At 69.7% G+C, this 12,789-nt stretch carries 13 protein-coding genes and 1 riboswitch; of the genes, 6 read left to right on the top strand and 7 right to left on the bottom strand.

What is annotated here, in order from left to right:
- A partial coding sequence (gene pdxR / locus AC5Y4Q_RS11700; protein WP_499959071.1) for a MocR-like pyridoxine biosynthesis transcription factor PdxR occupies positions 1-1,436 on the bottom strand: 1,436 nt, incomplete at its 3' end.
- A 98-nt stretch (positions 1,437-1,534) separates the two neighbouring features.
- Here pdxR and AC5Y4Q_RS11695 point away from each other — a divergent pair.
- Genes AC5Y4Q_RS11695 through AC5Y4Q_RS11675 form a run of 5 tightly spaced genes read left to right on the top strand, consistent with a single transcriptional unit; the run spans position 1,535 to position 4,671 of the window.
- Complete coding sequence (locus AC5Y4Q_RS11695; protein WP_125224905.1) at positions 1,535-2,428, top strand: class I SAM-dependent methyltransferase; 894 nt, start codon at positions 1,535-1,537, stop codon at positions 2,426-2,428.
- The gene (locus AC5Y4Q_RS11690) at positions 2,425-2,874 is read left to right on the top strand and encodes a nuclear transport factor 2 family protein (protein WP_064923776.1); all 450 of its coding nucleotides are present in this window, start codon (positions 2,425-2,427) and stop codon (positions 2,872-2,874) included. The genes AC5Y4Q_RS11695 and AC5Y4Q_RS11690 overlap by 4 nt, the downstream gene beginning before the upstream one ends.
- Positions 2,871-3,356 carry a hypothetical protein gene (locus AC5Y4Q_RS11685; RefSeq protein ID WP_125224897.1) on the top strand — a complete coding sequence of 162 codons (486 nt, stop codon included), beginning with the start codon at positions 2,871-2,873 and terminating at the stop codon, positions 3,354-3,356. Before AC5Y4Q_RS11690 ends, AC5Y4Q_RS11685 begins: the two co-directional genes overlap by 4 nt.
- 23 nt (positions 3,357-3,379) lie before the next feature.
- The gene (locus AC5Y4Q_RS11680) at positions 3,380-4,120 is read left to right on the top strand and encodes an SDR family NAD(P)-dependent oxidoreductase (protein ID WP_125224896.1); all 741 of its coding nucleotides are present in this window, start codon (positions 3,380-3,382) and stop codon (positions 4,118-4,120) included.
- 38 nt (positions 4,121-4,158) lie between these two features.
- Positions 4,159-4,671: a pyridoxamine 5'-phosphate oxidase family protein gene (locus AC5Y4Q_RS11675; protein ID WP_064923773.1), complete on the top strand. Its 513-nt coding sequence runs from the start codon at positions 4,159-4,161 to the stop codon at positions 4,669-4,671.
- A 25-nt stretch (positions 4,672-4,696) separates the two neighbouring features.
- Here the strand turns inward: AC5Y4Q_RS11675 and AC5Y4Q_RS11670 are convergent, their stop codons facing one another.
- From AC5Y4Q_RS11670 to AC5Y4Q_RS11645, 6 genes are all read right to left on the bottom strand, one after another.
- A complete protein-coding gene (locus AC5Y4Q_RS11670; protein ID WP_064923772.1) occupies positions 4,697-5,908 on the bottom strand; it encodes an acyl-CoA dehydrogenase family protein in 1,212 nt (403 codons plus the stop codon).
- Positions 5,909-6,137: 229 nt separating this feature from the next.
- Positions 6,138-6,506 (bottom strand): fluoride efflux transporter FluC, encoded by a 369-nt coding sequence (locus tag AC5Y4Q_RS11665; RefSeq protein WP_125224895.1) that lies wholly within the window; start codon positions 6,504-6,506, stop codon positions 6,138-6,140.
- Entirely contained in the window at positions 6,503-6,853 is a 351-nt protein-coding gene (locus tag AC5Y4Q_RS11660; RefSeq protein WP_064923770.1) for a DUF190 domain-containing protein, read from the bottom strand. The genes AC5Y4Q_RS11665 and AC5Y4Q_RS11660 overlap by 4 nt, the downstream gene beginning before the upstream one ends.
- The gene (locus AC5Y4Q_RS11655) at positions 6,850-7,320 is read right to left on the bottom strand and encodes a fluoride efflux transporter FluC (protein ID WP_125224894.1); all 471 of its coding nucleotides are present in this window, start codon (positions 7,318-7,320) and stop codon (positions 6,850-6,852) included. Before AC5Y4Q_RS11655 ends, AC5Y4Q_RS11660 begins: the two co-directional genes overlap by 4 nt.
- 88 nt (positions 7,321-7,408) lie before the next feature.
- Positions 7,409-7,470: riboswitch (Fluoride riboswitch) on the bottom strand.
- Positions 7,471-7,508: 38 nt separating this feature from the next.
- Positions 7,509-7,901, bottom strand: coding sequence for a nuclear transport factor 2 family protein (locus tag AC5Y4Q_RS11650; protein ID WP_064923768.1), 393 nt, complete (start codon positions 7,899-7,901; stop codon positions 7,509-7,511).
- A gap of 16 nt (positions 7,902-7,917) precedes the next feature.
- On the bottom strand, positions 7,918-12,192 hold the full coding sequence (locus tag AC5Y4Q_RS11645) for a cation-translocating P-type ATPase (protein WP_499959069.1): 4,275 nt from the start codon (positions 12,190-12,192) through the stop codon (positions 7,918-7,920).
- A gap of 210 nt (positions 12,193-12,402) precedes the next feature.
- On the opposite strand from AC5Y4Q_RS11645, the gene AC5Y4Q_RS11640 reads away from it, so the two are divergent.
- Positions 12,403-12,789 (top strand): ArsR/SmtB family transcription factor, encoded by a 387-nt coding sequence (locus tag AC5Y4Q_RS11640; protein WP_064923787.1) that lies wholly within the window; start codon positions 12,403-12,405, stop codon positions 12,787-12,789.

Genomic DNA, 12,789 nt, shown 5'->3' with positions numbered 1-12,789 from the left:
TCTCCTTCGTCGAGGCTCGCTAAACCACCGAACTTACGCGGCGGTTCCAGCTTCGCCTCTCCTCCGTCGAGGCTCGCTAAACCACCGAGTAACTGCCCGAGATGTGCCAGCGCTCGGCGGTATTCATGCTCGGCCGGGGTGCCGTAACCCAACACGATTCCCTCGGCTTTCGGTGGCCCGTGCCAGAACGGCGCCAAACCGGTCAGCGCGATCTGGCGCTGCCGCGCGGCGGCCAGGACGTCGGCTTCTGACTGCCCCTCGGGCAGCACGAGGACCGCGTGCAGACCGGCGGCGATGCCCTGCAGCGGGATCGCCGGGACCGCGCGGCCAAGGGTGTGCACCAGTGCGTCGCGGCGCTGGCGGTAGCGTCGCCGCATCCGCCGGATGTGACGGTCCAGCGCCCCGGATTCGATCAGCTCGGCCAGGGCCAACTGGGCGAGGACATCGGTGCCGCGGTCGGCACGGCGCTTGGCTTCGACTACTGCGTCGACCAGATCGGCCGGTAATGCGAGCCAGCCCAGACGTAGCCCAGGGGCCAGGCTCTTGCTGGCGCTGCCGGCGTAGACGACCTGCTCGGGGGCCAGCCCCTGCAGCGCGCCGACCGGGTGGCGGTCATAGCGGAATTCGCCGTCATAGTCGTCTTCGATCAGGTAGGTACCGGCTGCGGTGGCCAGCCGGACGAATTCGGAGCGCCGGTCGGCGGCCAGCGTGACGCCCATCGGCGCTTGATGGGCGGGGGTGAGCAGCACGGCGGCGGCCGGCGCGGCATCCGCGTCCGGGCGTGCCCCGTGCTGGTCGACATCCAGCGGAATGCTGTCGAGCCCGGCGGCGGCGAGGGTGGCGCGGTGGTCGGGCAAGCACGGGTTCTCCACGGCGATCGACGTGGCACCGGCGACGGCGAGTGCGTCACACACCAGACGCAGTCCCTGGGTGAAGCCGCTGCAGATCACGATGCGCTCGGGTGTGGTCAGCACTCCGCGCGCGCGGCCCAGGTAGCCGGCCAGCGCGGTGCGTAGTCGCAACGCGCCTCGTGGGTCGAGCGGACCCAGCTCCGCGTGCGGGGTGACGTGCAGGGCTCGCCGCAGCGCGCGGAGCCATTCGGCACGCGGAAACAGGCTCAGGTCGGGACGGCCGAGCCGGAAATCCGCCACCACCCGAGTCGGGGCCGGTACGGTCGCGGGCGTCGGCGGCATGCCCGGGCTCCGGGCGACCTCGGTGACCGCCCCCTGCCGACTGCGCAGGTAACCCTCGGCGACCAGTTGCGAATACGCCTCTACGACGGTTCCGCGGGCGAGGCCGAGTTGTCCGGCCAGCGCTCGCGAGGACGGCAACCGCTCCCCTGCTGCCAGACGCCCGTCCCGAATCGCCTGTCGCAGCGCGTTTTCCAGTGCTGCGCGGCGCCCGTGCCCGGGCGGGAGTTCGAGATGCAGATCCACGCCGGCGGCATTATTGGTCCACGAATCCGGCATAGAATTGGACCTTACTCGCGGACCGGTCTGGTCATAGCGTTGTCGCTGTGCATGCTCCTGCCCCGCTGAGCGAACGGCGCCTGAATCGGGCGGCAAGTTTGACCGCGCAGATCAACGCCGCTCAACGAGCCGCCGAATCCCTGCAGCCGCCGCAGCGCCGCCTGCTCGACGATCCCTGGTCCCGGCATCTCGTCCGCCATCGGGCGCTGCGTGTGCTGCTTACCAATCGGTGGCTTGCCCGTGCCGCGGTGCGGGCCTTCGACCGCAAATGGGGCGGGTTGCACGCCCACATCGTGTTGCGGGCGCGCTTCACCGATGACGTATGCACGGCGGCGCTGCGAAGCGGCACCGGTCAACTCGTGCTGCTAGGGGCCGGATTCGACACCACCAGCCTGCGCAAGGCCCACGCCGCGGTGACCATCTTCGAGGTCGACGCGCCTGCAACCCAAGCCGAAAAACGCCCCACCGTCGAACGGCTGTTGCCGTCGCCGCGCACTGCCCACGTCGTCTGGGTGCCCTGCGACCTCGAGCAGGGTGCCCTGCGAGACCGACTGGTGGCCAGTGGATTTGATACGAACACACCCACCCTCGTCGTCTGGCTCGGGGTCAGCATGTACCTCAGCCGCCACGCAATCGAAGCGACGCTGGACGATCTGGCGGCACTGTGCGCACCCGGCAGCCGGCTGGTCGCCGACTACCTCGACGCCGCGGTGGTCACCGGAGACACCCCGTGGCTCAGCGCCCGGCGCATCGCCCGAGTCGTCGCCCGGCGCGGCGAACCGTACCGCAGCGGCTTCACCGCACCGGAGTTCGAGGCCCTACTCGGTCGCCACGGATTCACCAGCCGCGACCACGCCGGCGTCGCCGATCTGCTGCAGCGCTACGACCCATCCCATGCCAGCGGGTTGGCCGGCGACGACTGGCTCGGCATCGTCTGCGCCGAACGGAGCCCGGCGTGACGACCGAATTCGTCGACCACTTCCGGGCGGTCTGGGCCGCGCCGAGCGTCGAACGCCTCGACGCCTTGACCAACCCCGACGTCTGTTATGTCCAGCCGCTGCTCCCCGATGTGCGGGGCCGCGAAGCCGCCAGCACCTACTGGCGCCGGATCTTCACCCTGATACCGGATCTGCACCTTGAGGTGGTCAACTCGGCGGTGTCGCCGGATCACATGGTGTACATCGAGTTTCGGATCCTCGGCACCCTCGGTGGCAGACCGGTGAGCTGGCCGGCCATCGACCGCTACGAACTCGACGAGGTGGGGCGGGTTCGGCGACGCGTGTTGTACTGCGACTCGGCGCAGCTGATGTCGGCGGCGCTGCGGCCGCGTGGACTGCTCGCGCTGTGGCGGGCCGGTGTTCGGTTGGGTATCGCGGCACTGCGCTCACGGTGGAGCGGCCGGTGACCGGTGTCATCGGGCGGCGCCCCGCCGATGCCGCCGCGTTCGTCGAATTCGTACAGGACACCACCAACGCTTATCTGCCCGACGTGATCTTTCAGATCTACGCGCCCGACGCCCGGTTGGTGATGATCGCCGACGGTGCACGCGAGGAATCGGTTGGGTTGCAAGCCATTCACACGGCGTGGGCGCGGTCGTGCGCGGTGTTCGAGGCGCGCCGGTTCCGGCTGTCCAAGCGGTTGGTCGCTGCCACCGACGACACCATCGTCAACGAGTGGTGGGGCGGCCCGCATGGGCGGCACGACGGTTGCGGGATCGAAGTCTGGCGGTTCGACCCGCAGTCCAAGGTCCGCGACGTGCACGTCTACAGCTTCTTGAAGGTGCGCTCCACCCGACATCCGCTGCAGGTGCTGCAGCTGTCCGTCAGTTCACCCGGGACGGTGGTCGCGTTCGGCCGCGCGGCGTTACGCCGGCGCACGCGCCGCTGACCCCGGCGGATACGGTTGTGCCCATGACCGATCTGTCAGGCAAAGTCGCGCTGGTGACCGGCGCCTCGTCGGGGCTGGGCGCCGCGGTGGCGCAGCTGTTCGCCCGGCGCGGCGCGACGGTGTTCGGGCTGGCCCGCGACGCCGAACGGCTGGCCACAGTGTTCGCCGACGTACCCGGCGGGCAGTACTGCGTGACCGACATCAGCACCGCGCCGGCCTGCGCGGCGGCCGTCGAGCAATGCGTCGCGCAGTTCGGCCGGCTAGATGTCCTGGTCAATGTCGCCGGCGCTCATCAGATGCGCCACACGCTGGCCGTCACCGACGACGAGTGGGCCCATGACCTGGCGGTCAACCTCAACGGCCCGTTCTTTCTGTGCCGCGCGGCGCTGCCGCACCTGCTGGAGACCGCCGGCAACATCGTCAACGTGGCCTCGATCGCCGGGGTGGAGGGCCAGGCCTACTCGGCGGGCTACTGCGCGGCCAAGCACGGCCTGGTCGGGCTCACCCGGGCGTTGGCCGTGGAGTTCACCGCGGAGAAGGCGCGGGTCAATGCCGTGTGCCCGGGCGGGATGCTGACCCCGCAGGTGACGAACTTCCAGCTGCCCGAGGGCGCTGACGTCAACCTGATCATGCGGGTGGCCTCCCCGCGCGGCATGAGCGCACCGGCCGATGTCGCCGAGGTGATCGCGTTTCTGGCCAGCGACGCCGCGGCCGCGGTGCACGGCGCGGTGTATCTGACCGACAACGGGAAGACGGCCGGGTAGGGCATCCCGCGTCGGACATCAGAGCTAGCGTGCGCGTCATGGATTCGACACTGGGCCCCACTGCGACACGTCCTGCGCTGCCCGAGGGATACGGGCTACCGAGTTCGACAGAAGGCCTGTTGAGCTGGCCAGAGGTCGAACAGCACTTGACCTCATCGCAGCACTACTGGTTGACCACGGTGCGCCCGGACGGCACGCCGCACTCCGTGCCGCGGTGGGGCGTGTGGCTCGATGGCCGCTTCTTTTACGACGGCGCACCGACCACCCGCCACGCGCGCAACCTCCAGCACAACCCGGCCTGCACCTTGACCCTTGAGAGCGGTACCCAGGTGGTGATCGTCGAGGGAGTCTCGACGGCCACCTCGGCAGACCCGGACGACCTCGGAGCCCGGTTGGCGAAAGCGTTCGAGAAATACCATCCGCAGTACGCTCCTGGCCCCGACGCCTGGGCGGGGCCGGACGGCGGCGGACTGCGCATGATCGTCCCGCGGCGGGCACTGGCCTGGTTCGCGTTCCCGACCGACTGCACCCGGTTCGTCTTCGCCGGTTGACAGTCTTGACGTGCGCGCCGGGCGCTCAGCGCAGCGGCAGGCCGGTCAGCGCCCGCGCGATGACCAGCCGCTGGATCTCACTGGTGCCCTCGAAGATGGTGAAGATCTTGGCGTCGCGGTGCATCCGCTCGACCGGGTAGTCGCGGGTGTAGCCGTTGCCGCCGAGGATCTGGATCGCCTCATCGGTGACATAAACCGCGGTCTCGCTGGCGAACAGCTTGGCCATCGAGCCCTCGGCATTGTCGAAGGCCTTGTTGTTGCGGCCCATCCAGCCGGCCCGCCAGACCATCAGCCGGGCGGCGTCGATCCGGCTCTTCATGTCGGCGAGCTTGAACGCCACGGCCTGGAATTCGCCGATCTTGCGGCCGAACTGCTCACGCTGGCAGGCGTATTCGAGGGCGTACTCGTAGGCGGCGCGGGCCACCCCGACCGCCATCGCGCCGACGGTCGGCCGGGTGCGTTCGAAGGTCTTCATGGCCGCCTGTCCGCGCGCGGAGGCACCGGACTTGACGCGGGCGACGCGGTCCTCGAACTTGTCCCGGCCGCCCAGGATCATGTCCTCGGGCAGCCGGACGTTGTCCAGCACGATCTCGGCGGTGTGCGAAGCCCGGATGCCGTGCTTCTTGAACTTCTGCCCCTGGGACAGGCCGGCGGTGCCCGGCGGGATGACGAACGTGGCCTGTCCGCGCGAACCGAGTTCCGGATAGACCGAGGCGACCACGATGTGCACGTTGGCGATGCCGCCGTTGGTGGCCCAGGTCTTGGTGCCGTTCAGCACCCATTCGCGGGTCGCTTCGTCATAGCGGGCGCGGGTCCGGATCGCACCGACGTCGGAGCCGGCGTCCGGTTCCGACGAGCAGAAAGCGCCGAGCTTGGGGGCGTCTGCGGTGCCGAACATCTCGGGCAGCCACTGTCCCAGCTGCTCGGGGGTTCCGTTGCCCGCCAGGGCTGCTGCCGCCAATCCGGTGCCCAGAATCGACAGCGCGATGCCGGCGTCTCCCCAGAACAGCTCCTCGAACACCGTGAGCATGCCGATTCCGCTCGGTTCGGCGGCTTGGGTGGCGAACAACTCCGGCGAGTACAGGCCGATCTTGGCGGCCTCGGAGATAATCGGCCACGGCGTCTCCTCGCGTTCGTCCCATTCGGCGGCGGCCGGGCGAACAACGTCGGCGGCGAACTGATGTACCCAGTCCCGCACCTCGATCACGTCGTCACTGAGCTCTATCGAGAACGACATGGCTACTCCTGAGAATCCGGGGCGGCGACTCGAAACCGCCGGTTCGATTGTGGCACCCCGTTCCCACGGCGACCCCGTCGGTGTAGCTTTCCGATGGGCGATGAGGATCGCCTAAGCACCGCAGGGGCCTGGCAGGTTCTTTGTGCCGAATTGTCCGCTGCCGCATGTGGCTACATGTCGCGCGTCTCTGAATCGGTCGCGAGCTCCTGGCTCGTCCGGCTGACGCCGATTATCCCCAGACCGCCTGCGCGGCAAGGCCGCCCGCATAGTAGGCGCCGAGACCGCACGTCAGGGTGAGCACCAGGTTGGCCAGCGCATAAAGCCTTGCTCCGGCGCCGGCCAGCTGCAGCGTTTCGTAGGAGAAGGTCGAGTAAGTGGTGAGCGCCCCGCACAGGCCGGTACCGACCAGCAGCTGCAACCGCTCGTCACCGGCGCTCGTTGCACCCGTCAGCGCACCCAGGATCAGGCTGCCGAGCACATTGGCGGTGAACGTGCCCCACCCGAAGGTGGTGTTGTGCCGCGCTTGGACGAATCGATCGGTCAAGTACCGCAACGGTGCCCCCACCGCGGCACCGGCGATCACCAGCAGCCAGTTCACTGGCCCTCGGCGGTTCGGCCGACGTGCCGGACGACCTCGACCTCGTCGAGCAGGATCAAGCCCTCGGTGACCAATTCGTCCAGCTGCGGCAGGAAGGCGCGGATCCGTTCGGCGGTGTCGACGATGATCACCGAGACCGGAAGGTCCTCCGACAGGGACAGCAGCCGGGTGGTGTGGATGGCCGAGGACGCGCCGTACCCCTCGACGCCACGGAACACCGTCGCGCCGGCCAGACCAGCCCGGCGCGCCCGGTGCACGATCTCACTGAACAGCGGCTTGCGGTGCCACGTGTCACTCTCGCCGATGAATACCGTCAGGCGCAGCGCCGATCCGGTTAGCTGGGTCATGATGGCCTCCTGATGAGCAGACCGCGGGTCAGAGCCGCGGCGGTCCAGGTGGTGAGCAGCGCCAGCACCGGGGTGGTCAGTAGATAGACCAAGGCCCGGGCCAGATGGCCTGCGGCGGCGAGGGAGTCGACGTCACCGGCGAACGTGGAGAACGTCGTGTAGCCGCCCAGCACACCGGTGCCCAGCAGCGGCCGCAGCAGCCGGTGCCCGACCCACAGTTCGGTGATCGCCACCATCAACGCCCCCATCAGAGCGCAGCCGCTGACGTTGACAAGCATTGTGGCCCACGGAAAACCGCCGGACGGCGTCGGCCATGCCAGTTCAATGCCGTATCGAGCGCATGCACCGATGGCGCCGCCGACCGCAACCGCCGCAACGACTGGGGCCTGTTCCCGCACCGCACGAGACCGCCGGTGCCGAACGAACAGCTCAAGGCCGTCGGACACATCGGATCCGGGTGTCGGCATCGCTCAAACGCGCATGCGGTAGCGGTTATGGTCGCCTAAATCTTTTGAGTGCCAAGTCATGCAATGCCTCCCAGCCCATATGTCATCGGATCTGGTAGAAGCCATCAGCCGGGGCGGCGGTTCAAGGCGAGCTTCATCGCCGTGCTCAACTATAACCGCCGGTCGGGCGGCGCCGATGCGCTTTTGCGCTAACCGGCGGCGGCCTCGCGCGTGATCTGCTCGAACTGCTGTCCCATGGCCTCGGCCAGCGCGGTGGCCGCCGAGAGCGGCCGGACCATGACCACGAAGTCGTCGATCTTGCCGTCGTCGTCCATATGCAGGAAGTCGCAGCCGCTGAGGCGTTTGCCACCGACCGACGCCTCGAACATCAGCGCGTGGTCGCGCCCCGAGGGGTCGGCGATCTCCCGCACGTAGCGGAAATCCTCGAAGACACGCATGACGGCGCGCAGGATCGCCGCCGTGATCGGCTTGCCCGGATAAGGCTTGAACGCCACCGGACTGGTGAACACGACATCGTCGGACAGCAGCGCCTCCATAGCCGCGCTGTCGCGGGCCTCGACGGCCTGCCGGAATGGGTGCATGCCCGGCCTCCGCTGGTCAGTTGGTACGACTGGCCATCACGGTAGCCCCCTCATCGGCGGCAGCCGAGCTGGACCGGGCATCTGGTGGGCGCAGGGTCTGCACCGTGGCCAGCGGGCCGGGCCCAGCATCGATCTCCGGCATCTGGTTCCGGGCGGCCGGCAGCACGTGCGGCGCCGCGGCGATCGCCAGGACGGCGGCACCGCTGGCGCCCAGGGCCTGCGACCAGCCCAGCGGGCCCACCGGGGTGCAACCCAACAGCTGGCTGATGCCCGGAAGGCTGATCATCGCCGCGAACGCCGCAAAGGAGCCCGCTGCGGTGAGCAGCACCAGCGGGGCACGGGAATCGACCAATGTCTGGGCAAGCTCGGTGGTGACCAGCGTGATCAGGGCGACCGTGGCGGCACGTTGCCGACGCCCGGTCAGTGCAGCCATCCCCCAGGCCACGCTGGCCGCAGCCCCGGTGATCGCGCCGCGGACGGCGACGGCGCGCATCAGGCTGCGTTCATCGATGCCGTGCGCGACTCGGTGCGCAGAGCCGGACGGGGTGCTGACCGCGACTGCGGTGGCCGGCAGCGCGTCGGTGAGCATGTTCATCAGCAGCAGCTGGCGGTTGTTCAGCGGTGAGGTTCCCGACAAGGCGGTGCCGATGACACCGAAGATCACCTCGCCGACGTTGCCGCCGAGCAGGCCGGTCACGGCCAACTGCACTCCGCGCCACAGCCGCTGGCCCTCGTCGATGGCATCCACCAGGGCGCCGATGCGTCCATCCGTCAGCACGATGTCGGCGGTGAGGTGCGCCGAGTCGCTGCCGCGGGCCACCACGCCCAGCCCCACGCTGGCGGCCCGGATGGCCGCCGCGTCGTTCGCACCGTCGCCGACCATGGCGCAGACCCGGCCGCTGCGTTCGAGGGTCTGGACGACCTGCACCTTGTTCTCCGGGGACATCCGGGCGAAGATCACTCGCTCGCCTACCGCTCGTTCTTGGCCCTTGCGCGACAACGCATTCCACTCCGCTCCGGTGATGACCTGGTCGGCGGTGACCGGCATCCCCAGTTCCGCGGCGATCGCGGTGGCGGTGACGGGATGATCGCCGGTGATCAGCCGGATGCTCACGCCGCGATCTGCCAGGTCGGCGAGCAATTGCGGCGCTTCGGCGCGCGGAGTGTCAGAGATGCCCAGGAACCCGATCAACGTCAATCCGCTCTGGCACAGGCCGGTGATGGCGTCCGGGTCGTCGGCCAGTGACTTCACTTGTGCGGCAGTGAGCCGGCGTTGAGCCACGGCGATCACCCGCAGGCCCTCAGCCGCGAGTTCGGCCACCGGGGCGTCGCTGTCGGGGCCGAGGCCGGTGCAGGCGGCCAGCACCACTTCCGGTGCGCCCTTGATCATCAGCTCGGTACCGGACACCGACGCCGAGAACGCCCGGCCGGAGCGGAACGGCAGGTGGGCATCCGGGGCGGTCCACAACGGCTCGTCGGCGCTGGATAAGCCGGCGGCCGCCTCGGTGACGGCCTGGTCGGTGGCGTGTGCGTGCGGGTCGCCTTCGGGTGCCGGGGCGGCGTTGGCCGCGGACCGCAGCACGTCGTCGTCCGAATACCCCGAGACCGGGTGCACCCGGGTCACCCGAAGCCGGTTCTCGCTCAGCGTTCCGGTCTTGTCGAAGCAGACCACCTCGACCCGCCCGAGGGCTTCCACCGAACGGGGGATGCGGACCAGCGCACCGGAATCGGTCAGGCGTTGCGCGGAGGCATGTTGCGCCAGCGTCGCCATCAACGGCATGCCCTCGGGCACGGCGGCCACCGCGACCGCGATCGCGTTGCCCAGAGCCAGCCGCAGGCCGCCGCCCCGCAGCATCCCGAGCAGGCCCACCATCAGCCCGCCGGCCGCGCTGGCCGGGAAGGCGCGACTCATCAGCTGACTCAGCTGATGCTGCAAGCCGACGACGGGCAGCTCCCCGGCGGCCAGTTCGGCGGCACGGCGGGCCTGCGTGTCAGCGCCGACGGCAGTAACCACCGCCCGGGCGGTTCCGGCGACCACCGTGGTGCCCGCGTAGAGCATGCAGCGCCGATCGGCGAGTTCGGCACCCGGTGTCGCCGCGGTCTGCTTGTCCACCGACAGCGATTCGCCGGTGAGCGAGGACTCGTCGACCTCGAGGTCGGTCGCTTCAAGGAGCCGCGCGTCGGCAGGCACGACCTCGTTGCTGCGGACCTCTATCACGGTGCCGGGCAGCAACCGGTCCGCGACGATCTCACCGTAGGCGTCGGCGTCCTCCTCGACGACCCGCGCGGGCGGGGTCTGCTGGGCCAGCAGCCGGTTCAGCCGGTTCTCGGCCTGCAGCTGCTGCGCCGCCGCGAGCATGCAATTGCCGATCAGCACCGTGCTGACCATCAGCGCGTCGACCGGAGAACCCAGCATCGCGGTGGCCGCCGAACTCAGTGCCAGCACTGGCATCAGCGGGTCCGACAGTTCGGCGCGCACCGCCTTGACGAACTGCCAGGCCATCGTCGGGGGGCGAACATCGAGGTCGGCGGCGACTGCCGCGCGGTCCGGTGTCGGCAGGACCTCTCGGATCTGCTCGATCGACATCGCATGCCACTCGTAGGCCGGCGCGGGCCGCGGCGCGGGAGTGCGCGCCGCGCCGCGCGCCAACAGGTATCCCGAGAGCAGACCGGTGGCCGCCCCGGCGGTGACTGGCCCCGGCCCGCGCCCGCCCCGGACACCGGGCACCATGAGCAGCGCACCCAGGGTCGATGCGCCGGTGGACAGGGAGATGCCGCGCTGGGTGGCCGCCCGTGCCGCCGGTATCGCATGCAGCACCCGCCAGGCGCCGGTCAGATCGGCCAGTAGCAGATCGGCGTCCCACGGCGGCGCCGTCTCCGCATCATCGCTCAGGATCCCCAAACCCACATCGGCACAGCAGAGGGCCTGCCCACCGGTGGAGGTGAGCACTGCAACCGTGCGGCCGGCCTGCTGGCGAGCCGTCAAGGCGGCGGCCAACGCGTCGTCGAGTTCCTCGTCGCCGGCGCCCGCAACGACCGGCGCCAATTCGTCGAACGCCGGCCGCAGCTCGCCCAGGGATTCGACGTCGAGGGTCACCAGTTCGGCACCCGAGGCCCGCGCTTCGGCCAGCAGCGCTGACGCCAGCGGGTGGCGCGCCGCCCCGCGGTAGAGCAACCGCGGGTCGATGAGCACGGCGTCGACTCGGTCGAGTCGGCGCAGACCCTCCGGACGCAGCGGCAGCGCTGCGTGCTGCTCGACCAACGCGCGGCTCAGCGTCGCAGCAAACGATTCGGTGGTGGTGCGCATGGCCTTTGGAGCGGCGACGACGGCGGCGGTGGCGGCGGTGGTGACGTTTGCGGTGAGCAAGCCGACCAGGCCGGCGCCGAACAGTTGCACCGAGGCGGCCCTTCTGCCGTGGCGGTCGGCGGCTCCCTCCGGCAGGGGCACCGGCCGCGAGGGCAGGTGAACCTGCGCATGGTCGGCGTGCCGGGCCAGGTGCGGCTCGTGGTGGCTCCAGGCCTGTGCCGCAGCCTGGTTCTCCGCGGCCTTGATGCCCTGCAACGCCAAATCCACCGCCAGCGTGGCCGGCGACAGCGTGGCGATGCGCGCCCCCGTCGAGATCAACGACAGCACCGTGTGGGCGGGCCCGACGCCGATTCGATCGACGAGTTGGCGGCGCAGCCACGGTTGGTAGTTCGCCAGGGCGGCGGCGGCATCGACGGTGATCGGCGCCTGCGGCAGCCGCAGCGCGCGCCCGGCGACCGCGACGGCCAACCCCGCAATGTTGACGCCGACCATCACGCCCCGGGCCATCAGCAGCAATCCGTCGCCGGGCAGCGCGGCGGGTTGCACGGCCGGGGAGTCCGAGCCGCCGACCCGGCGGTAGCTCCGTTCGGTCTCGGCGACCCGCCGGCACAAGTCATGCAGTGATACCCGGTCGCCATCGACGTCGGGGGCGTTTCCGAACTGCACCACGACGCGCGACAGTGGGCGGTTCAGCCGGACCGAGATCACACCCGGTTCGGCGACCAGGACCTCAAGCACGCGGTCGCCGAGCTCGGCGCTGTCGCTCAGCCCGCGCACCTCGATCCAGGCCCGGTCGGCGCCTTGCCAACATCGGCGGCCCAGCGGCGCCGAGGCGGACTGGCCGGACAGCATCCGGGTGGCTTCGCGAACCGGCACCGCGGCGACCTGCAGGCTGGCCACGGTGATGGCGCCGACCGCCTCGGTGGTGGCCGACGCACCGCGGGCTGCTGCGTCGACGAGGGCCGACGCCGCCCGCAGTCCCATGGCAGTCGGGCGCAGCAGCAACGATGTCGCAATCAATTCGGCGGTAACCAATCGTGTGGTCTGACGGCGGGTTCGGATCGCACCCTCCCGGGCGGCCAATCTCCCGCGTGGACCGCCCAATTCTGGGCCACACTTTGGTGTTTGCGCAACTGTATGAATGTGTCGTTCGGCGAACCCCGCCATGGGAGTTGGGACAAAATGAATGCCGCCATGGCAAAAGATCGAGAACGGCTATCCGAAGAAATCAGTTCAGCCAACCGGCCCGACGAGCCGACCCCTCCCCAACTGGCCTCCGCCGCGAGCACGTTCGCACTGCTCAGCAGCCCAGCCCGGCTGTACGTGATGTGGCTGGCCGCCCAAGACGCCTATGACGTGACGACCCTGGCGGGCCGGGCCGGCATCAACGTCGCGACCATGAGCCAGCACTTGACCAAGCTGCGGCTGGCCGGGTTGATCAACGCCCGACGCGAAGGACGTCATCACATCTATACCGTCGACGATCCGCACATCTTGACCCTGCTCCAGCAGATCTTCGCCCACATCGCCCCGGACGGCAGTCTGGCGCCGGACCCACCGAGAGGCGACGCGCACACATGA

The organism is Mycobacterium sp. NGS16, from assembly GCF_059813225.1.
This window is presented reverse-complemented; position numbering and strand designations above follow the sequence as displayed.